This is a genomic window from Microbacterium sp. Bi128 (genome assembly GCF_918698205.1).
In genome coordinates this window covers 1-20,228 of the sequence record NZ_CAKKMM010000033.1, presented here as the reverse complement: position 1 = coordinate 20,228, position 20,228 = coordinate 1, and the positions used below count along the sequence as shown (strand labels likewise).

17 protein-coding genes are annotated in these 20,228 nt (G+C 70.9%); 12 read left to right on the top strand and 5 right to left on the bottom strand.

Annotation, left to right across the window (positions count from 1 at the left end):
* Positions 1 to 1,487, bottom strand: a 1,487-nt coding sequence (locus LQV45_RS04800) for an RICIN domain-containing protein (RefSeq protein WP_230005995.1), incomplete at its 3' end; no start/stop codon positions are given.
* A gap of 404 nt (positions 1,488 to 1,891) precedes the next feature.
* On the opposite strand from LQV45_RS04800, the gene LQV45_RS04795 reads away from it, so the two are divergent.
* The 5 genes from LQV45_RS04795 (at position 1,892) to hpxO (ending at position 5,793) form a co-directional block, all read left to right on the top strand.
* On the top strand, positions 1,892 to 2,890 hold the full coding sequence (locus LQV45_RS04795; protein ID WP_230005994.1) for a type IV toxin-antitoxin system AbiEi family antitoxin: 999 nt from the start codon (positions 1,892 to 1,894) through the stop codon (positions 2,888 to 2,890).
* The gene (locus tag LQV45_RS04790; protein ID WP_230005993.1) at positions 2,887 to 3,678 is read left to right on the top strand and encodes a hypothetical protein; all 792 of its coding nucleotides are present in this window, start codon (positions 2,887 to 2,889) and stop codon (positions 3,676 to 3,678) included. The genes LQV45_RS04795 and LQV45_RS04790 overlap by 4 nt, the downstream gene beginning before the upstream one ends.
* Before the next feature lie 79 nt (positions 3,679 to 3,757).
* Positions 3,758 to 4,285 carry a 2-oxo-4-hydroxy-4-carboxy-5-ureidoimidazoline decarboxylase gene (gene uraD, locus LQV45_RS04785; RefSeq protein WP_230005992.1) on the top strand — a complete coding sequence of 176 codons (528 nt, stop codon included), beginning with the start codon at positions 3,758 to 3,760 and terminating at the stop codon, positions 4,283 to 4,285.
* A complete protein-coding gene (gene uraH / locus LQV45_RS04780; protein WP_230005991.1) occupies positions 4,282 to 4,602 on the top strand; it encodes a hydroxyisourate hydrolase in 321 nt (106 codons plus the stop codon). Before uraD ends, uraH begins: the two co-directional genes overlap by 4 nt.
* Positions 4,603 to 4,608: 6 nt before the next feature.
* Entirely contained in the window at positions 4,609 to 5,793 is a 1,185-nt protein-coding gene (hpxO, locus tag LQV45_RS04775) for an FAD-dependent urate hydroxylase HpxO (RefSeq protein ID WP_230005990.1), read from the top strand.
* 46 nt (positions 5,794 to 5,839) lie between these two features.
* Here hpxO and LQV45_RS04770 read toward each other — a convergent pair whose 3' ends face one another.
* Together LQV45_RS04770 and LQV45_RS04765 are read right to left on the bottom strand one after the other, a co-directional pair.
* Positions 5,840 to 6,943, bottom strand: coding sequence for a sensor histidine kinase (locus tag LQV45_RS04770; RefSeq protein WP_230005989.1), 1,104 nt, complete (start codon positions 6,941 to 6,943; stop codon positions 5,840 to 5,842).
* Positions 6,940 to 7,617 (bottom strand): response regulator transcription factor, encoded by a 678-nt coding sequence (locus LQV45_RS04765; RefSeq protein ID WP_230005988.1) that lies wholly within the window; start codon positions 7,615 to 7,617, stop codon positions 6,940 to 6,942. The genes LQV45_RS04770 and LQV45_RS04765 overlap by 4 nt, the downstream gene beginning before the upstream one ends.
* Before the next feature lie 149 nt (positions 7,618 to 7,766).
* Here LQV45_RS04765 and LQV45_RS04760 point away from each other — a divergent pair, with 149 nt between their 5' ends.
* The 4 genes from LQV45_RS04760 (at position 7,767) to LQV45_RS04745 (ending at position 13,474) form a co-directional block, all read left to right on the top strand.
* On the top strand, positions 7,767 to 8,276 hold the full coding sequence (locus tag LQV45_RS04760; RefSeq protein ID WP_230005987.1) for a hypothetical protein: 510 nt from the start codon (positions 7,767 to 7,769) through the stop codon (positions 8,274 to 8,276).
* Between the two features lie 43 nt (positions 8,277 to 8,319).
* Entirely contained in the window at positions 8,320 to 9,528 is a 1,209-nt protein-coding gene (locus tag LQV45_RS04755; protein ID WP_230005986.1) for a cation:proton antiporter, read from the top strand.
* Positions 9,529 to 9,659: 131 nt separating this feature from the next.
* Entirely contained in the window at positions 9,660 to 12,191 is a 2,532-nt protein-coding gene (locus tag LQV45_RS04750) for a bifunctional lysylphosphatidylglycerol flippase/synthetase MprF (RefSeq protein WP_230005985.1), read from the top strand.
* 62 nt (positions 12,192 to 12,253) lie between these two features.
* Complete coding sequence (locus tag LQV45_RS04745; protein WP_230005984.1) at positions 12,254 to 13,474, top strand: DUF418 domain-containing protein; 1,221 nt, start codon at positions 12,254 to 12,256, stop codon at positions 13,472 to 13,474.
* A gap of 191 nt (positions 13,475 to 13,665) precedes the next feature.
* Here the strand turns inward: LQV45_RS04745 and LQV45_RS04740 are convergent, their stop codons facing one another.
* The gene (locus LQV45_RS04740; RefSeq protein ID WP_138173181.1) at positions 13,666 to 14,190 is read right to left on the bottom strand and encodes an adenine phosphoribosyltransferase; all 525 of its coding nucleotides are present in this window, start codon (positions 14,188 to 14,190) and stop codon (positions 13,666 to 13,668) included.
* Between the two features lie 166 nt (positions 14,191 to 14,356).
* Here LQV45_RS04740 and LQV45_RS04735 point away from each other — a divergent pair, with 166 nt between their 5' ends.
* Together LQV45_RS04735 and LQV45_RS04730 are read left to right on the top strand one after the other, a co-directional pair.
* The gene (locus LQV45_RS04735; RefSeq protein ID WP_230005983.1) at positions 14,357 to 16,036 is read left to right on the top strand and encodes a glycoside hydrolase family 13 protein; all 1,680 of its coding nucleotides are present in this window, start codon (positions 14,357 to 14,359) and stop codon (positions 16,034 to 16,036) included.
* Positions 16,037 to 16,063: 27 nt separating this feature from the next.
* Positions 16,064 to 17,062: a LacI family DNA-binding transcriptional regulator gene (locus LQV45_RS04730; protein WP_230005996.1), complete on the top strand. Its 999-nt coding sequence runs from the start codon at positions 16,064 to 16,066 to the stop codon at positions 17,060 to 17,062.
* Between the two features lie 118 nt (positions 17,063 to 17,180).
* Here the strand turns inward: LQV45_RS04730 and LQV45_RS04725 are convergent, their stop codons facing one another.
* A complete protein-coding gene (locus LQV45_RS04725) occupies positions 17,181 to 18,374 on the bottom strand; it encodes an NAD(P)/FAD-dependent oxidoreductase (protein ID WP_230005982.1) in 1,194 nt (397 codons plus the stop codon).
* A 581-nt stretch (positions 18,375 to 18,955) separates the two neighbouring features.
* Between LQV45_RS04725 and LQV45_RS04720 the strand changes: the two genes are divergently transcribed.
* On the top strand, positions 18,956 to 20,170 hold the full coding sequence (locus tag LQV45_RS04720; RefSeq protein WP_230005981.1) for an amidohydrolase: 1,215 nt from the start codon (positions 18,956 to 18,958) through the stop codon (positions 20,168 to 20,170).
* Positions 20,171 to 20,228 lie beyond the last annotated feature (58 nt).

The window sequence follows — 20,228 nt, the reverse complement described above, 5'->3', positions numbered from 1 at the left end:
CCCGTGGCGAGCACGGGGGTGAAGGAGGCCTCGAGCGAGAGGTCGGCCGCCGGATTGACGTAGGGCCAGCCGGCGGCGGTCGGCAGGTTCTTCCATCCCCCCAGCACGGTGCGGTACTGGGCGGTGACGGTGCCGACGTTCTGCTTGCCGCCGATGTCGTACACGTTGATGCCGGTGATCTGGCGCGGCTGATCGAAGGAGAACCAGACGCGGTTGGGGTTCACGCGGTTGGCCGCTCCCCCGCTGCGCCAGTCCGCGAACCCGCTGACGTTCCGGTTGCCGTCCGCGAGGGCGAACGCCGTGCTGTCCTTGAAAGTGAAGTCGGGGTGCACCCCGCTCTGCCGCAGCACGTTCACGCGCTCCGCTGCCAGGAGGGTGACGACCAGGCGTGCTGCGAAGCCGGTTTCCGGGGCGGCCGAGAGCGTGACGGTTCCGGGCTGGGCGACCGCGGCATCCGTGAGGCTCGACCAGTCCCACGACACCGAGGAGGTCACGGTCGCACCCGTGCCGGGAACCTTGCGCACCACCGTTCGCGGCGCGAGCATCTGCAGCTCTTTCAGAGTCACGCCCGCGTACGACGTCATCGACGACTCGTCCGCGTCTCCCGGCGAGCCGATCGAGAAGTGCGCCGACACGGGGACGTCCTCGCCGAAGAAGCCCGAAGCGGTTCCGGCCACATCGAGCTCGCCGCCGGTGTTCCACACGGAGGGGTCGGGCATCTGCCAGGTGATGGACGTGAGCGGGAAGGAACCGCCCCAGCTGTAGCGGCCCACGAGATTCGTGGGCATCGGCGGGACTGCCCCGGTGGGAACGATGGCCGTCGGGACCGCGACGGTGGCCTCCAGCGTGCGCATGCGCCACTTCTGGACCGCCGCGCCGGCGTTGAGGGTGTACGTCTGGATCTCGGATCCGTCAGCCGTCTTCCAGTTGTACAGGTCGAGCGCCGCGGGCTGTGCCGACGGATCCGACTGCACGTTGACGAGGTTCACGGTGCCGTCGCCCGCGTCGCGTGCCTCCCACTGGGCGTAGGGGTCGGTCGCGGAAGCGGCGAGGTCCGCGAGCTGCAGGTACCGGAAGGTCGACTGGTCGTTGCGGGAGCGGGTGAGGACCCGGTCCTGCTGATCCGCGATGACGTAGGTGTTGTTCGCCCCGGTCACGGGGTAGAAGCGCAGGGCCTGGCCCTTCAAGGATGCCGCGTTGCCCGTCTTCATCGTTTCGATCGCGGCCGCGGCCCGATCCGTTGCACCGGGCGCCGAAGACACCTGTGCGTTCGGGTCGTCGATCTGCGCGACCTTGCCCGGAGCGTGGACGCTCTCGAGAAGAATCAGGGTCGGGGCGCCGACGCCATCGGGCACCGCCGTAGAGGAGGAGACCGCGGCGCTTCCGACCCATCCGGCGTAGGCCGGCGAGACGATCGCGAGCCCGACGACCGAGACGGCGACGACGGCGAGAAGTCGAAGCGACCGCCGGGGAGACAAGGGGAACATGGAAGGAGGAGGTCCTCTCTTACGCAGGACACGCTCCCGCTCGGGAGCGTCGGCCCGGTCAGGGCGGGGCCACGGAGAAGCTAGCCAGCGGGTCTGCCCTCCAGCCCTCCCGTGCGGTGTCAAGAGATGAACGCCATGTTTTCGCCGGGTGACCGCGTTCGAGTCCCGTCGAACCCGCCGGGCCCCCGGGCTTCACCCTGCAACGCGCGGGACAGTCGCCCGATCGTGCTCGACAGCGGTGTCTCGTTCCGCCGCCTCACCCCCGGAACGTCGCCGGGCGTCGACTACTTCGAATCCATCTCCCCGCCCGGCGCGGCGGCCCACGGCGCACGCCTGATTTCCCGTCAAGAGAATTCTCCTTGCGAGAAAAATTTCCTACTGAGAGAATTCTCCTGGGAGGCAAAGTGGATAGCGAGAAGATTCGGAGCAGGGCGCAGGAGTACGGCATCGACCTCGTAGGGGAGATCCCTACCGCCGACAATCCCGTGACCTCACTCATCGTGACCCGCGGGGCTCAGCATCAGGCGATGACGGCCGTCGCTGCCTCACCCCTCACCCTCGCGGCGGTGGAGCGGGTGATGCCCCTCGATTTCGGAGCCCCCGTCCTCGCGCTCGGCGCCCGGATCACTCCGCGCAACGCCGATCACCTGCGGGGCGCTGGCATCAACTACTTCGACGAGGCAGGCAACGGCTATCTCGCGTTCGGAGACACCCTGATCGACGTGCGCGGGCGGACTTCCCGCACACCCGGCGAACTCCGCAAGCCGACGAAGAGTGCCTCGCTCTTCACCGAGAAACGATCGCAGGTGATCCTCGCGGCGATCAGCTGGCCCGACCTTCTCTCCGGACGGCTGCAAGACCTCGCCCGCGCCGCCGGGGTTTCAGTGAGCTTCACTCAGAAGACACTCGTCGCACTCGAAGCGGCCAACTACCTCGACAGCTTCGGCCCGCGCGATCCCGGGTCCCTCCGAAACATCGACTCACTGATCGACGGGTGGTCAGCGGCGTTCTCGAGCGGTCTCGGCTCACGAGAGAACACACGGAGTTTCCGCGGCGAATTCGACCCATCCACTCTCCCCCCTGACGGGTCGCCGCTTTACCTCAGCGGAGAGGCTGTTGCCCCGTGGATCACACGGCACCTGACCTGGACCATCTACACGGAGGGCATCCCCCGAGACGCTGCACAAGCGGGTCGTTGGGCAAGCGACGGGCTCGAGCCCACGATCTTCGTGCGGCAGAAGTTCTGGTCTGAACCGGTGCCCGCAGACACTTTCGCCCAGGAGCGAGTACGCGTCGCGCCCCCACTCCTCGTCTACGCCGACCTCCTCGCGTCCGGCGATTCCCGGGAACGAGAAGCGGCTCACCACCTCCGGAACGATAATGCTCGACTTCGCGCGGCTTGATCACCGGCTCCTCGCAGGATGTCGCGGAGGCGGTGCACGAACTCGTGAACCACGCGGGAGTGGACCCCGCCGGAATCATGCTCGTCGGAGCGCGATGCCGAGACGCCCTCCATTCCGCACTGGGAAGGACGACCCCGACACGAGAGACTGATGACCTGGATCTCGCAGTCGCGATCGCGTCCTGGCAGGAGTACGCGCGAATCGGCGAAACGTTCCCCTCGATCCGAGAGAACGACATCGCCTACCGGATCGTGAATCTTCCGGTCGACATCGTGCCCTTCGGGACCGTTGCCGAGGATCCGCGCGGCCTCACCCGACCCGCTCCGCGGAAGGAGGACATTGTCGTCTTCGGGTTCCGAGAGGTCTTCGATCGAGCGGCATCGCTGGAGCTTTCGAGCGGGGAGTCGATCCGTATCCCTCAGCCCGAGGGCTACACCCTTCTCAAGGTTCGCGCCTGGGTCGATCGCGCCCCCGACGACAAGGATGCGAAGGACTTGGCGGTCGCTCTCGACTGGTACGCGGAGAGCGGCGTCGTCCACGACCGCCTGTACGGCGACGACATCAACGTCACCGAGTCCTACGGCTTCGATCTCGCTCGAGGTGCTGCGAACCTCCTTGGCGGCGACGTGCGCCGACAGCTGGATTCTCGGGATGCAGATGATCTGGCCGAGCGATTCGCGCACCTCGACTCTCGCCACCTCGCACGAGAACTGATCCTCCCGCAAGACACTTCGCGACGAACGGGGGTCGTTCGGGCCTTCTCCGACGGATTGAACGGGAACGCTTGACCGCGGAATGTTCCCCACAGCAACATCGCCGACACATCGCGCCACAGCCCCGTAACGCGCGCGGCATAGCGTGGCGGGCATGCACCTCGATGCCTTCAACACCGCGGATGCCGCCGAGGCCGGCGCCGTCGTGCGGGTGTGGGCCGACATCCCGGGGTGGGTGGACGCCGTCGTCGCCGGCCGCCCCTACGCCGATGTCGACGCACTCGCCGCCTACGCCGGAGACCTCGCCTCCGCCTGGTCGCCGGACGACCTCGCACAGGCCCTGCACGCCCACCCGCGCATCGGCGCGACGGTGTCGGGCGAGAACGCCGAGGCCGCGGCATCCCGTCGCGAACAGGCCGCGATGACCACCGCCGCCGACGACGACGTCGCCGCGATCGCGGCCGGCAACGCCGCCTACGAAGAGCGTTTCGGCCGCGTCTTCCTCATCCGCGCGGCCGGGCGCACGCCGGGCGAGATCCGCGCCGAGCTCGAGCGGCGTCTCGGCAACGGCCCCGACACCGAGACGATCGAGGCGACGCGGCAGCTCGCCGAGATCGCGCTGCTGCGCCTGCGGACCACCCTCGCCGACGACGCCCCCGACGAACCGGAGCCCGCCGAATGACCCACCTCACCACTCACGTGCTGGATGCCGCGACCGGAACGCCCGCGGCCGGCGTCACGGTGACGCTGGCCCACCTCGACGGCGCGACGATCGACTCGGCATCCACCGACGCCGACGGGCGCCTCGCCCTCGGTCCGGATCGCCTCGCCGACGGCGACTACGCGCTGACGTTCGGCACCGGCGCCTACTTCCGCGCCCGCGGCGTCGCATCGTTCCACCCCGTCGCGACGGTGGCGTTCACCGTCGCCGGCGAGGGGCACCTGCACGTGCCGCTGCTGCTGAGCCCGTTCGCCTACTCGACCTACCGCGGAAGCTGAGGAGCCATGAAGGTCATCGTCATCGGCGCCGGCGTCGGCGGCACCTCCGCCGCCCTGGCGCTGCAGAAGCTCGGCCACGAGGTCGTCGTCTACGACCGGATGCGCGAGAACCGCCCCGTCGGTGCCGCGCTGTCGCTGTGGTCCAACGGCGTGAAGGTCCTCAACTGGCTCGGCCTCGGCCCGCAGGTCGCCGCCCTCGGCGGCCGCATGGACGACATGGCCTACTACGACGGCCACACCGGCGACGAGATGTGCCGGTTCAGCCTGGCATCCGTCACCTCCCAGACCGGGCAGCGCCCCTACCCCGTCGCGCGCGCCGACCTGCAGGCGCTGATGATGGATGCCGTCGGCCTCGACCGCATCCACCTCGGCCGACAGCTGGTCGGGGTCTCCGACGACGGCACCACCGTGACGGCGACGTTCGCCGACGGCACGACCGACACCGCCGACCTGCTCATCGGGGCCGATGGGGCGCGCTCGCTCGTACGGGACTACGTCACCGAGCCCAGCGGCATCCGCCCCGAACGGCGCTACTCGGGGTACGTGAACTACAACGGGCTGGTCGACGCCGACCCGCGCATCGGTCCGCCCGACCAGTGGACGACGTACGTCGGCGACGGAAAGCGCTGCGCCGTCATGCCGGTCGCGGGCGACCGGTTCTACTTCTTCGTCGACGTGCCGGGCCCATCGGGCGTGCTGGAGGACCGCTCGGCCGCACTCGAGACGGCGTTCGGCGCGTGGGGCGCCCCGGGCGTCCGCGCACTCCTGGATGCCATCGACCCCGACGCCTCACTCAACCGCGTCGAGATCTGGGACATCGACCCCTTCGACACGTGGGTGCGGGGGCGCGTGGCGATCCTCGGCGACGCCGCGCACAACACCGCCCCCGACATCGGGCAGGGCGCGTGCTCGGCGCTGGAGGACAGCTTCGCCCTCGGCATCGTGTTCGCCACGACCACCCTCGGCGTCGAAGATTCGCTGAAGCGGTACGAACGGATCCGCACCGAGCGGGCCGGCGACCTGGTGCTGCGCGCCCGCAAGCGCGCGCACGAGACGCACGCCTTCGACGTCGAGGCCACGCAGGCCTGGTACGACGGCCTGCGCCGCGAGGACGGTACGGGCGTCATCCGCGGCATCGTCGGCAACATCGAGGGCAGCCCCGTGGAGCTCGGCGCGAGCGTGCTGCGCTGATCGGGGCCGCGGGCGCAGGCGCGAGGCCGGACTCCAGAAGAACCCGTCAGTCCCGCGCGGTTCCCGCGCCCGAGAGCGGGAAGCGCAGCTCGATCTCGTACGCACCGTCGGCCGTCGGTCCCGCGCGGAAGGTGCCGCCGAGCATGTGCGCCCGCTCGGAAAGGCCCAGATGACCGAGCCGAGCGGTCTCGACCGGTGCGGCCACGGGCGCTTCCGGCATCGCGTTGCGCACGCGCAGCTGCACCGTGGTTCCGTCGACGACACCGGCCGTCACCTCGACGCGGGCGCCGGGAGCATGTTTGCGCGCGTTCGTCAGACCCTCCTGGATCGTCCGATAGATCGCGCGCTGCGCCACCCGCGGCAGGCCCGACGGCAGCGCGATGTCCGCGGTGACGTCGAGATCGGTCGCGTCGAGCAACGCGTCGAGGTGGTCGAGGGTGGGCTGCGGGGTCAGCGGAGCCGCCTCGGGCCCGTCGGCGCGCAACACCATCAGCATCTGCCGGAGTTCCGTGAGGGTGGTCGCCGCCAGGATGCGAATGGTGTCGGCCGTCTCCACGACCGCAGGATCGTCGGCCCGCACCATCAGCGCCCCGGCCTGCACGGTGATGAGACTCACCTGATGCGACACGACGTCGTGCATCTCACGGGCCAGGTGAGCGCGCTCCTCGGCGACCGCCTCGCGGGCGGCGAGCCGGTTCTCCTCTTCGCGCACGCGCCGAAGCTCGGACAGGCTCGCGGCCAGCCTGCTCTGGCTGCGGCGCAGACGGCCGATCGCCACCGCGCCGCCCGAGGTCATCGTCGCGTACACCACGGCCAGAAGCAGATCGTTCAGCGATTCGAAGAACTGCCACGATGCGACGAGGCCGAGGAACGTCGCCACCGAGGCCACCACCACGCCCGTCGTCGACGTCACCAGCGCGGCGACGGTGTACAGGGCGATCACCGAAGCGATCGGTCCGCCCGTCACGAAGAGAGCGGGGAGTGCCAGGGCGACGCTCACCAGCGGAAAACGTCGCCGGAAGAGGAGCCCCGCCGCCGCGACGAGCGTGAGGACGAGCTCGGGCGCGCCCGCCGTGTACAGATTCAGGATGCCGTCGACCGCCGCCGCCGCGACCAGCGCGAGGTCGATGAGCAGGGCACGACGGTTCATCGGGCACCACCCGCGTCACGCAGGAGGCCCGCCCGCTCGGCGACGAGGGCGGCCGAGACCCGGCCATCGACGCCGAGCTTGCCGAGGATCGAGCTGATGTGCGCCTTCACCGTGGCGGGGCTCAGGAACATCGCGGAACCGATCTGGATGTTGGACAGCCCCCGCCCGAGGTGCACGAGGATCTCCTTCTCGCGGTCGGTGAGCTCGGCCACGAGCCGCTCATCGGCTCCGGGCTCCGGCCGCAGATACCCCGCGACCACCGCCCGACTCACCGTCGGCGAGAAGACGACACCGCCCCCGTGCAGCGTGCGGACGAGCTGCGGGAGCTGACGAGGGTCGGTGTCCTTGACGAGGAAGCCCGCCGCTCCCGCTTCGAGGGCCGCGGCGATGTGATCGTCGGAGTCGAAGGTCGTCAGGATCGCGACCGTCATGGCCCACCCGCGCGCGCGGATCTCGCGGAGCACCTCCAGGCCGTCGCGTCCCGGCATCCGGATATCGAGCAGCACCACGTCGGGACGTGCGTCCTCGAGCACGTCCATCGCCTCCACGCCGTCAGCGGTCGCGACCACTTCGATGTCGGGAGCGGCATCGAGGATGTAGGAGAAGCCCGAACGGACGAGTGCCTCGTCATCGACGACGACGACACGGATGGGGGCGGAGGCAGTGGAGGCCATGCGCCCAGGTTAGGGAGTCGGCGGCAACCGGGGAGCGTGACGCGACCTCGTCTACCCGAACGGACCGGAGCGTAGCCGGTCGGCCGGTGCCGAACTCCCGGCGACGAGCGACAGTGGAAAGGTCCCACCCCCGGTTCAGAGGAGATCGCATGCACGTCTTCGCTCCCGAGCGCGTTCCCACGGCCCGACAGGCCCGGCGCAGACTCATCGTCGGCGGGATCGCCCTCGCGCTCGCGGTGACGCTCTCCGTCGTCGCTCTGCCCCTCGGCATCCGGGGCCACGGTGTGGCGCGCCTCGGCGAGGCGACGGCAGCCTCGGAGATCTCCGCCGGGCCCGCCGACGAGAGGCCCGGCGCCGTCGAGCTCAGAACGGCCCCCGTCGCGTCCCTGACGCGCGATGCCTCGGCAACGGTCGAACTCGTCGACGGGGCGGCCTCGCGCGCACGGCTGAGCCTGCTCCGCGACGGCGCATGGGTGGACGGGGGCGACAGACTCGCGCTGAGTCGCGACGAAACCGCCGCCGGGGTCACCGTTCGCATCCGAGCCGTGACTCCACGGGACGATCGCGAGTGGGATGGCATCGCGACCGTGCGCCTGACCGTTTCGCAGGGCTTCCTCCCCGATGTCGACGAGGTCGACATCGATCTCTTCGCGAGCTGAGCGCTCCGCCCTCGCCCGCCCACCGACACCGCAGGAGCACACGTTGTCCGCCCCCCTTCTCGTCATCGGCGCTGCCCTGCTCATCTGGGCGCTGTGGAGCCGGCTGTTCCGCAAGGCCACGGTCAACGGCCCCATCGTCATGACGGCGCTCGGCCTTCTCGCCGGGGCGCTGCTGCCCGGCCAGGGTGAACTGTTCCTGGATTCGAAGGCGACCCTCTTCTTCGCGGAGATCGTGCTCGCCTACCTGCTCTTCGTGGACGCCCTCGAGGTGCGCGGGTCGCTGCGCTCCCACTTCACCGGCGTGCCCGCGCGCCTTCTCGGCATCGGCCTGCCGCTGTCGCTCATCCTCGTGCTCGCCGTCGGACTCGTGCTGCCGCTGGGACTGTCGATCGCGGTCATCCTGGCCATCGCCTGCATCTCGGTCCCGGCCGACTTCTCGCCCGAGACGTCGCTGGTGCGCGATAGCCGTGTCCCGGCGCGCGTGCGGCGGTGGTTGAGCATCGAGAGCGGCTACAACGACGGTCTGGTCTCGCCCTTCCTCCTCGGCGCCGTCGCCTTCGCCGCGGCGGGGACGACCTCCGACGCCGGCCGCGCCTTCGCCGTCGCCGCACCGGCCGGTCTCATCGCCATCCTCGTGGGCGCCGTCGCCGGAACCGTGATCGGTGGGGCGATCCGCTTCGCCGACCGTCGCGGCTGGACGGAGCCGCAGAGCATGCGCATCGCCTTCATCGCCGCACCGCTGATCGTGTTCGGGTTGGCGCTCGCCCTCCAAGGCAACGGCTTCGTCGCCGTCTTCGTCGCGGGCGTGGCCGTGCGTCTCACCCGCGGCACGGATCCTCTCGCCGCCGCGGAGATCACCCTGCTCGAAGACCTGTCCTGGCTGCTGAATCTGCTGCTGTGGCTCGCCTTCGGCTTCGCCGCGATCGTTCTGCTGAGCGAGACGTACGAATGGTGGCCGGCCATCGTCCTCGCGCTCGTCGCCCTGACGCTCGGCCGGTTCCTTCCCGTCCTCCTCTCGCTGATCGGCAGTGAAGCGACGCCGAAGGAGAGACTCTTCGTCGCCGCGATGGGGCCGCGGGGCGCGGCATCCATCGTCTTCGGCCTGATCGCCGCCAATGCCCTCCCCGGCGAGGAGGGATTCCTCGTGCTCGCCGCCACGTGCATGGTCGTTCTGGGCAGCGTGGTGCTCCACGGCGTCGCCGGGCCGCTGATGGTCCGGTGGCTGTGGCCGGCGCCGGTGAGCGCTCGTTGACCCGGTCGGCAGCGGCGGCACCACCCGATCGGATGCGACCCACGGCCGGATGGCCGATGGCCCCGGAAGCCGCGGCGGGAAGCATGGAGAGGGATGCCGGACCCACGGCATCCACGTCAGACGGAGGACCGATGTCTCAGGTCTCGACCCCGACGGTATCGACGCCCGCGGCGCGGCAGAACCCTCGCGCGCCGCGGTCGCACGCGGCCGTCGCCCTCGTGCGCCGGCGCCTCGGCACCGTGTCGATTGCGACGGCCATGGTGGTGGCCAGCGTCGTGACGATGGCCACGGGCGGCGGCAAGCTGGATGCCGGGCCGTTCGACGTCCGCGAGATGCTCGCGGCCCTTCTGCGCGTGGATCAGCCGCTCACCCTGGCTGCGGTGCTCGCGGCCACCCTCGTCGTGTGCGGATTGGCCGAGGGCGTGCTCGGAACCCGTCGCCTTCTGGCCGCGTTCTTCGGCGGCGGCCTGGTCGTTGCCACGATCGGACAGGCGCTCGGCGTCTTCGAGGAGCACGTCATCCCGGCGATCCCCCTCAACGCTCCGCCGGTGGCGGGGGCGCCACCTCTCGCGGCCCTCGTGACGGTCGCCATGGCCGCCAGCTGCTTCGCGTCACCGCTGTGGCGCCGACGCATCCGCCTCGGCAGCATCGTCTTCGCCGTCACGCTCTTCCTCTACGCCGCGTCCGCCAGCGACATGTACGCGCTCATCGCCCTCCCGGTGGGCGTGGGCGCGGGATTACTGATGGGTGGGTCGAGCGCTCCCGGGGTGCTGCGCAGCTCGCTCCGCGAGAAGCGCATCCTCCTGGCCGCCCTCACCGCCATCATCGCCGTCGGACCGGTGATCGCGACCCTCTGGGGGTCGGGCGCGGGCCTGTTGTCGATCTACGGCTGGCTGTCGTACGACCCCCTCGCGACGGTGAACGATGTCGTCTGCGCCATCGGCTCGAGCGCCGCGCCGTGTCCGGTCCCGCTGAGCGACTACACCGAGCTCCAGCCGTGGGCGGGGTGGATCGCGGCGCTGCCGCAGGTCGTCCTGCTGGTCGCGGCCTGGGGGATCCTGCGCGGGCGGCGCGGCGCACTGCACCTCGCCGTGGCGATCAACCTGATGACGTTCGTCGCGATGGTCGCCCTCGTCGCGCTGAGCGAGATCGACACGCTCGAGCAGCTCGCCGGCGCACGCGAAGCGTTCGCCGTCACCGACGTGTGGCAGACCGTGCTCGGCATGGTCGTCGGGGCGCTTCTGCCCCTCGCCGCCGCCGTCCTCCTCCTCCGCTTCCGCTCGGCCGCCCAGATCCCCTCCGGCGCCATCGTGCGCCGCCGCTTCGCCTCGACGATCCTTCTGTCCGCGGTCCTCTCCCTGACGATCGCCGTGGTCGGCACCCTCGCCTTCGCGGGCGGGTTCCGCCCGTGGCCGAGCGTGTCGGCCCTGATGGCGACGCTGCCGCTCCGGCTGCTCCCCCCGTCGCTCCTCCCCGCGGAGGCCCTGACGTTCGTGCCGGTGAGCGGGGCGGCGCAGGTCGTGTGGTACCTGCCGCCGCTGCTGTTCTGGATCGCGGTCGCCGTGGCATCCGTGCGGTTCATCGCGAACTCTCGCGCCGAGGCCGGGTCGCCCGATCGCGAGCGCGCGCAGACGCTGCTCGCGGCGGGATCCGGGGACACCCTCGGACACATGACGCTCTGGGAGGGCAACTCGTACTGGTTCTCCCCCGACGTCGAGGCCGCGATCGCCTACCGCGTCCGCGGAGGGTTCGCGGTGACCCTCGGCGGCCCCTTCGGTCCCGACCGCACCTGCCCCACGGTCGGGCGCGCGTTCGCCGATTTCTGCGAGGAACACGGCTGGACGCCGGTCTTCTACAGCGTGGATGAAGCCGACCGCGCGCGTCTGGACTCGCTGGGGTGGCAGCGGCTTCAGGTCGCCGAGGAGGCGCTGATCGACCCGGTCACATGGATGCCGACCGGGAAGAAGCGCCAGGACGTGCGGACCGCCACCAACCGCGCCGACCGCGAGGGAGTCACCTCGCAGTGGACCCGCTGGAGTGCCCTGACGTTCCTCGAGCGGAGCCAGATCCGCGACATCTCCGAGGCCTGGGTGGCCGACAAGAGCATCCCCGAGATGGGATTCACGCTCGGCTCGACCGAGCAGATCGACGACCCCGCGGTGCGGCTGCTGCTGGCCCGCGACGCGCACGAGCGCATCGTGGCCTTCACGAGTTGGATTCCCGTCCACCGCGACGGCCAGGTGGTGGGCTACGCCCTCGATGTCATGCGTCGCCGGGACGAGGCGATGAACGGCGTGATGGAGTTCCTCATCGGCCGAGCCGTCGAGCAGCTCCGCGCCGACGGCATGACGTTCCTGAGCCTGTCGGGATCGCCGCTGGCCCGTCACACCTCGGGCGACGAGCACGACCGCAGCTCCCTGGACCGCGGGCTGGACGCCCTCGGCGCGCTGCTCGAACCCGCCTACGGCTTTCGGTCGCTGGCAAACTTCAAGAAGAAGTTCCAGCCCGTCTTCTCGCCGCTCTGGATGGTCTACCCGGACCCCGCGCAGCTCCCCTCGATCGCGATCGCACTGGTCCGCTGCTATATCCCCGGGCTGACCCTGAGGAAGGCCGCCCAGCTGACCGGAGCGCTCCGCCGCTCCCGCGAGTCGGCGGCTCCCTGAGCCGTGACGCGTCCCGCCCACCGTCCGCCTTGCCGCGCCCCACGACCGAACGGAACACGACGATGACGAGCCCCTCTCCCGCCGCGCTCACCCGGTCGAGGCCCGAGGGGCCGCCGGCTCCGAAGCGGTTTCGCATCCGGGGTATCGACCTGGCCCGCGGGGTGGCGATGCTCGGCATGCTGGCCGCGCACGTGGGCCCCTCGGCCGACGACGGCACCGTCGTCGGCTCGGTCATGGCCCTGGCGCAGGGCCGGTCGTCGATCCTGTTCGCCACGCTCGCGGGGGTGTCCCTCGCCCTGATGTCCGGGGGCCGCGACATCGGCGCGAGCTCGCGCGTGGCGGCGCAGAAGATCGCCGTGCGCGCCGTCCTGATCCTCGCCCTCGGCACGGCCCTCGTGGCCCTGGGCACCCCGGTCAAGGTGATCCTGGCCTCCTACGGGGTGTTCTTCCTGCTCTCGCTGCCCTTCCTCCGCCTTGCGCCTCGGACGCTGTTCATCCTTGCCGGCGCCACCGCGGTGGCAGGCCCCATCGCGTCGATGCTCTTGCGGTCCTCGGCCGTCGTCACGGGGGCGCTGGCACAGATCGATCGCGTCGATCCGATCGCCCTCCTCTCCGGAGAAGGGGTGACACGACTTCTGCTGACGGGGGTATACCCCGCCATCACCTGGATGCCGTTCCTCTTCGTCGGTCTGGGGCTCGGCCGCATCGGCGTCGAGCGACTGCGCAAGGTGCGCCTTCTTCTGTGGGGCGTCGGGTTGATGATCGTCGGGTACGGCGGCGCCTTCGCCGCGCGCGTCCTGGTTCCGGGCGCGGTCCCCACCTGGGATGCGTCGAAGAAGGACTTCGGCAGCATGATCGACAAGGGCGAGGGCGCCGGGATGAAGCCGTTCGGCGAGGGGAAGCCGACCGGCGAGGTCGAGTGGGCGAGCCTGCTGAGCGCCGACCAGCACACGGGCGCACCGTTCGAGATCATCGGGGGTATCGGTGCCGCGCTCGTCGTCATCGCGGCCTCGATCTGGCTGTGCGCGCGTCTGCCGCGACTGACCTGGCCCATCGCGGCGGTCGGCACCATGTCGTTGACCGTGTACACCGGGCACGTCCTCGCCATCAACGCCTTCGGGCTCAGCGCGATGCCCGGCGAACCGCCCTGGGTACTCATCGCCTTCGCCGCGGTCGCCGCGATCTTCGCCGTGCTGTGGCTGCGCTGGTTCCGCCGCGGTCCGATCGAGTCCGGCATGCACGCGGCGGTCGCCTGGATCGGCGAGCGACCTGGTCGCCGGTAAGCGCCCCGGGGTCGCCGACGACTCGACGCGGCACGGAAGCGACGCCCGCGCGGCGGGGCCGAACTCCTGAGGAACCGGGCTACGGGCCCGGGGGCTCCGCGTCCCCGGCCACAGAAGGCCCAGAAGTCAGGAGTTCGGCGGGGCACCGGCGCGCAGCCGGCCGGCGGGCACCGGCGCGCAGCCGGCCCGCGTCAGACGTGGAAGACCGAGTGCACGTCGCCGCCGAGCACCTCGCGGCCGCCGAGCGCGTCGATCTCGAGCAGCACCGCGGTGCCGGTGACCTCGCCGCCGAGGCGGGCGACGAGCGCACGGCCGGCCTCGAGCGTCCCACCGGTGGCGAGCACGTCGTCGAGCAGCAGCACGCGGGTGCCGTCGGCGATGTCGTCGTGCATCTCGATCTCGGCCGTGCCGTACTCGAGGGCGTACGAGACGGATGCCGCGGGCCGCGGGAGCTTGCCGGCCTTGCGGATGGGCACCAGGCCCACGCCCGCCGCGACGGCTGCGGCACCGGCGAGCAGGAATCCGCGCGCCTCGATGCCGGCGACGACGTCGAAGCGGCCGGCGAAGGGCTCGAGCAGCGCATCGATCGTGGCGCGCAGGGCCGCGGCATCCGCCAGCAGCGGCGTGATGTCGCGGAACGTCACTCCGACCTCGGGGTAGTCGGGGATGCTGCCGATGAGCGATTCGGCACGGGCGATGGCGGAGGCGTCGGGCACCGCCCCAGCCTAATCGCGGACCTTGTCCCACTTCTGGCGGAGCATGTCCCGATGGTGGCCGGATGCGGGGCGCCGAATGTGGCAATAACGGGGAGATGGTTCTGCTGACCGCGAGAATGCCGCCCGGAGTTCGCCTCGCTGCAAGCGCTTGCACTAGCGTGGTCGCATGACTTTCACGCAGGAGGACCCGCGCCCCGAACTCGAGTCCGCCCCCGGCTCCGAGTGGTGGCGCACCGCCGTCATCTACCAGATCTACCCCCGCTCCTTCGCCGACGCCTCGGGCGACGGCCTGGGCGACCTGCCCGGTGTCACCGCGCACCTCGACGACCTGCAGCAGCTGGGGGTGGATGCCATCTGGCTCAGCCCCTTCCAGCGGTCGCCGCAGAAGGACGCGGGGTACGACGTCGCCGACTACCGCGACGTCGACCCGATCTTCGGCACCCTGCCCGACTTCGACGCGATGCTCGCGGGTGCGCACGAGCGCGGCATCCGGGTGATCGTCGACCTCGTGCCGAACCACTCCAGCGATCAGCACGTGTGGTTCCAGGAGGCTCTGGCGGCAGCCCCCGGCAGCCCCGAGCGCGCGCGGTACATCTTCCGCGACGGCACGGGCGAGAACGGCGAACTGCCCCCGAACAACTGGGAGAGCGTGTTCGGCGGCGGCATGTGGAAGCGCGTCACCGAGGCCGACGGCGCCCCCGGCCAGTGGTACCTGCACATCTTCGACGAGTCGCAGCCCGACTTCGACTGGACCAACCCCGAGGTGCGGGCGGAGTTCCGCGACATCCTGCGCTTCTGGCTCGACCGCGGGGTCGACGGCTTCCGCGTCGACGTCGCCCACGGTCTCATCAAGGCCGAGGGCCTCCCCGACTACACGCCCGACCCCGAGGCCGGCTCGATGGGCGGCGACGCCGAAGAGGTGCCCTATTGGGGTCAGCCCGGTGTGCACGAGGTGTGGCGCGAGTGGCACGACGTGCTCGCCGCGTACGACGGCGACCGCGCGCTGTGCGCCGAGGCGTGGCTCCCCACCGTCGCGCAGACGGCGCTGTGGGTCCGCCCCGATGAGATGCACCAGGCGTTCAACTTCCACTACCTCGAAACCACGTGGGACGCCGAGGCCCTCCGCGCCGTGATCGACGAGTCGCTCGACGAGTACGGTGCCGTCGGCGCACCGAGCACGTGGGTGCTGTCGAACCACGACGTCGTGCGCCACGCGTCGCGCCTCGCGCTCACGGCCGAGAACCCGCAGGGCGCGGGCATCGGACCGAAGTCCCCCGGCCAGCCCGACCCCGTGAAGGGTCTGCGCCGCGCCCGCGCCGCGACCTCGCTGATGCTGGCGCTCCCCGGTTCGTCGTACCTGTACCAGGGCGAGGAGCTGGGCCTGCCCGAGGTCATCGACCTGCCCGACGACGCCCGTCAGGACCCGACGTGGTTCCGCACGAACGGCGAGCGCTACGGCCGCGACGGCTGCCGTGTGCCGATCCCGTGGACCGCCGACGCCCCCGCGTACGGCTTCAACGACACCGGCGCCGCCTGGCTGCCGCAGCCCGCCGAGTGGGCCGAGCTCGCCCGCGACGTGCAGGTGGACGACCCGGCCTCGACGCTGTCGCTCTACCGGTCGCTCCTGGCCGAGCGTCGCGCGCGCGGCCTCGGCGCGGGGTCGCTGCAGTGGCTCGACGGTTTCGGCGACGACGTGGTGGCGTTCCGCAACGGCCCCGTCACCGTGATCGCGAACCTCGGCGACACCGCTGTCGCGCTGCCGGAGGGCGAGATCCTGATCGCGAGCGGTCCGCTCGACGGCACGCGTCTGCCCACCGACACGACCGTCTGGATCGCCGCGGCCTGAGCCGTGGCATCCGGTTCCCGCGAGACCGTGGTCGGCATCGACGACGTCGCCCGACGGGCGGGCGTGTCGACCGCCACGGTCTCGCGGGCCCTCAGCGGGCGAGGGCAGGTGTCGGCGCGCACGCGCGCGCGGGTGCTCTCGGCCGCCGAAGAGTTGGGTTACGTCGTCTCGGCCGCCGCGTCGAGCCTCGCGAGCGGGCGATCCCGTGCGATCGGCGTGGTCGTGCCGCTCCTGGACCGGTGGTTCTTCAGCACCGTGCTCGCCGGGATCTCCGACGGCCTCGTGCGCGAGGGCTACGACATCACGCTCTACAGCGTGAGCATCGACCCCGCCGAACGTCGCCGCGTCTTCGACGACCACCTGCGGCGTCGACGCATCGACGGGGTCATCACGATCGCGCTCGAACTGGATGCCGAGGAGCCGACGCTGCTGCGGGGACTCGGCATCCCGATCGTCGCGATCGCCGGACCGACGCCGTTGCTGACGACCCTCACGGTCGACGACCTCGCCGTCGGCCGCCTCGCTACGCGGCATCTGCTCGACCTCGGGCACCGGCGTATCGCGCACATCGGCGCCGACGCCACCACCGACGCCGTCTCGTCCGTGCCGGCGCTGCGTCGTCGGGGCTTCGCCGACGAGATGGATGCCGCGGGCGCGGTGCCCCTGTTCGCCGCCGCGGATTTCACGATCGAGGGGGGATCGGGCGCGGCCCGGTGCCTGTTCGACGGAGAGGGGCGCCCGACCGCGATCTTCGCCGCCTCGGACGAGATGGCGATCGGTGCCGTGCTCGCCGCGCGGGAGGCGGGGCTGCGCGTGCCGGAGGACGTCTCGATCATCGGCGTCGACGGCAACGACCTGGGCCGGTGGTTCGGCCTGACCACGATCGACCAGTTCGCGCGCGGTCAGGGAGCCCGAGCCGCCGAGGCCGTGCTCGCCGAACTCGACGGAGCCGCCCCCGCCGCGCGCCGCGGCACCCTGCCGTTCGCACTGCTCGAGCGCGGGTCGACGGCACCGCCCGCAGCCTGAGCGGGCGCCGCGCGCCCGAGAGCTGCAGCCTCCGGGGGTGCACAACTCCGGCGAATCAGCCCAGACACCGCGCACAGCGCACCACACCGGCGAAACTGCCGGAGTTGTGCAGGCGCGGTCAGCGGATGCGGCCCACCAGGTCGTCGCGCGTGAGGGTGTCGGCCTCGGCCAGCACGGCGCGAGCGGCGTCGCGAGCATCCTCGACGTTCCACAGCAGCACACCGACCACGCGGTCGTCGTCGAGGTAGTAGAGGACGCCGCGGTCGGTGTCGATCCAGTCCTCGACCGTTTCGAGCGAGGAGTCGAGGGTGCCGACCGCCTCGTACCGGATGCCGAACACCGCCGAGTAGTAGTACGGCGTGTGCGTGTACGGCTCCCCGGCGCCCGCGAGGTTGCGGCCCGCGGCGCGTCCCATCTCGTTGGCGTTGTCGACGTGCTCGACGCGGCGGCGTCCGAGGATCCGGTCGGGGTAGCTGGCGACGTCGCCGGCGGCCCAGACGTCCTCCGTCGTGGAGCGCAGCTGCGCGTCGACCACGATGCCGTCCTCGACCGTGAGCCCGGCAGCCTCGGCGAGGTCGGTGGCGATCTCGATGCCCAGGCCGCTGACGACCGCGTCGGCGCGGATCTCGTCACCGTTGTCGAGCGCGAGACGAATGCCGGCGGCATCCGCTACGCCGCCCTCGACCTTCGCCCCCGCGACGATCTCGACCCCGGCGTCGCGGAACAGCCTCTCGAAGCGCTCGGCCAGGGCGGGCGGGAACACCGCGTCGCCGAGAACGGCTCCGGTGTGGATCAGCACGGTGTCGACGCCGTTCTGTACGAGGGCTGCCGCCAGCTCGGAGCCGATGTACCCGCCACCGACCACGGCGATGCGGTCGACGTCGTGCGCGAGCGCACGCAAGCGGCGATAGTCGGCGGCCGTGCGGAACGACAGCGCCCGCTCGCCGTTCGTGCCGTCGTCGATCGGGAGCGGCAGCGGGTGACCGCCGGTGGCGACGAGCAGCTTGCCGTACGCGAACGTCTCGTCGGCGGCATCCACCTCGTGAGCCTCGGGACGGATTGTGGTCGCCCGCGTCCGCAGCCGGAGGTCGGCACCTGTGTCGTCGACGGTGTTCAGCGGCACCTTGTCCCACGTGAACTCGTCGTCGGTCCACAGCTTCTTGCTCAGCGCGGGCCGTGTGTACGGCTCCTCGATGTCGTCACTCAGGATGCCGATCGACCCGGCGGCGTCGAGCTCGCGGATGCCGCGGGCAGCGGTGTCGGCGACCATTCCGCCGCCGACGATGAGGTAGTCGAAGTGTGTCGTGGCCATACGGCCAGCCTCGTCGCCGCGCGGGGTGCGGCGGGACGGGTGGACAGGCGAAGCGGCATCCGGTACCGGCACGACACTCAGGACGTCGAACACCGAGACGGATCACCGGCGCTAACCACAGCAAGGGTGAGTTATCTAGCGAAAGACCTAGATAACGGGTAGAAATCGATAGAGTGCGGCCGCGCTGCAAGAACTCAACCCGTTTCGCCCCGGCGCGGACATGCGCCCGCCCGAGCTCGTCGGTCGGCAAGCCGAGATCGACCTCGTGGACCCCCTCAGGGATTCTTCCCCGCGCGCTGGGATCGGACGACACCATCGGAGCGTCAGTACCTGCGAACCATCGTCGAGTTAGGGGGAAGCACCGCCAGCACGGCGGCCATCGCACACCATATCGAGGTGGGACCGGCTTCGTTGAGCCCCGCCCGTCAGTCTCTGATCCAGAAGGGCATCATCTATGCCGACCGTCGAGGTTACGTGAGCTTCACGGTCCCGAGCATGGACAGGTTCATTCTCCGACAGCCCGACATCGACAACTGAGCCACGTCGGTCTACCGGGCGGGCACGGCGCATAGGCTCGGGGCATGAGCGTCGACCTCGAAAGCCTGTACACCGACCTGCACACGCACCCCGAGCTGTCGTTCCAGGAGACGCGGACCGCGGGCGTCATCGCGCGGCACCTCGCCGATCTGGGACTCGAGGTCGAGGAGGGCGTCGGCACGACCGGGCTCGTCACGAAGATCGACAACGGCCCCGGCCCCGTGGTGTGGCTCCGCGCCGACATGGACGGCCTCCCCGTCGAAGAGAAGACGGGCCTGCCCTACGCCAGCACCGCGCGCGGCACCGACCCCGCCGGCACCACCGTCCCCGTCATGCACGCGTGCGGCCACGACATGCACGTCACGGCCCTGATCGGCGCGCTCGAGCGACTCGTCGCAACCACCGCCGAGTGGTCGGGCACGGTCGTCGCGGTGTTCCAGCCCGCCGAGGAGTACGGCGCAGGATCCCAGGCGATGATCGCCGACGGCGTGCTCGACCGGTACCCGCGCCCCGACGTCGTGCTGGGGCAGCACGTCACCCCGCTCCCGGCCGGCACGATCGGCGTGCGCCCCGGCACCCAGATGGCCGCCTCCGACGGGCTCACCGTCGTGCTGCACGGTCGCGGCGGCCACGGCTCGCGCCCGCACTCCACGATCGACCCGGTCGTCATGGCCGCCGCCACCGTCATGCGCCTGCAGACCGTCGTCTCGCGCGAGGTCGACCCCCGCGACGTCGCCGTCGTGACCGTCGGCTCGATCCACGCGGGCTTGAAGAACAACATCATCCCCGCCGAGGCGAAGCTCGAACTCAGCCTCCGTTACCCCGACGACGTCGCGCGTGCGCGCGTGATGAGCAAGGTCGAGCGGATCGTCCGCGCCGAAGCCGAGGCCTCGGGCGCCGAGCAGACGCCGACGATCACGACCGACCACTCCCTGCCGCCGACGATCAACGACCCGGATGCCACGGCCCGCCTGACCGCGACCTTCCGGCGGACGTTCGGCGAGGCGAGCGTCGTCGACCCCGGCATGTTCACCGGCAGCGAGGACGTGTCGTGGTTCGCCCGCGAATCCGGCGCGCCACTCGTGTTCTGGTTCTGGGGCGGAGTGGATCCGCAGGTCTTCGCCGACGCCCTGGCCGGCGGCACGATCGAGCGCGACATCCCCACCAACCACTCACCGTTCTTCGCCCCCCTGATGCAGCCCACGATCGACCGCGGCGTCGAGAACCTCGTCGTCGCCGCGCGGGAGTTCCTGGACTGATCGGAGCGTCCGTGTGAGGGCGCGAACGCTGACCCGAGACGACCGCGGGGGCGGGAGT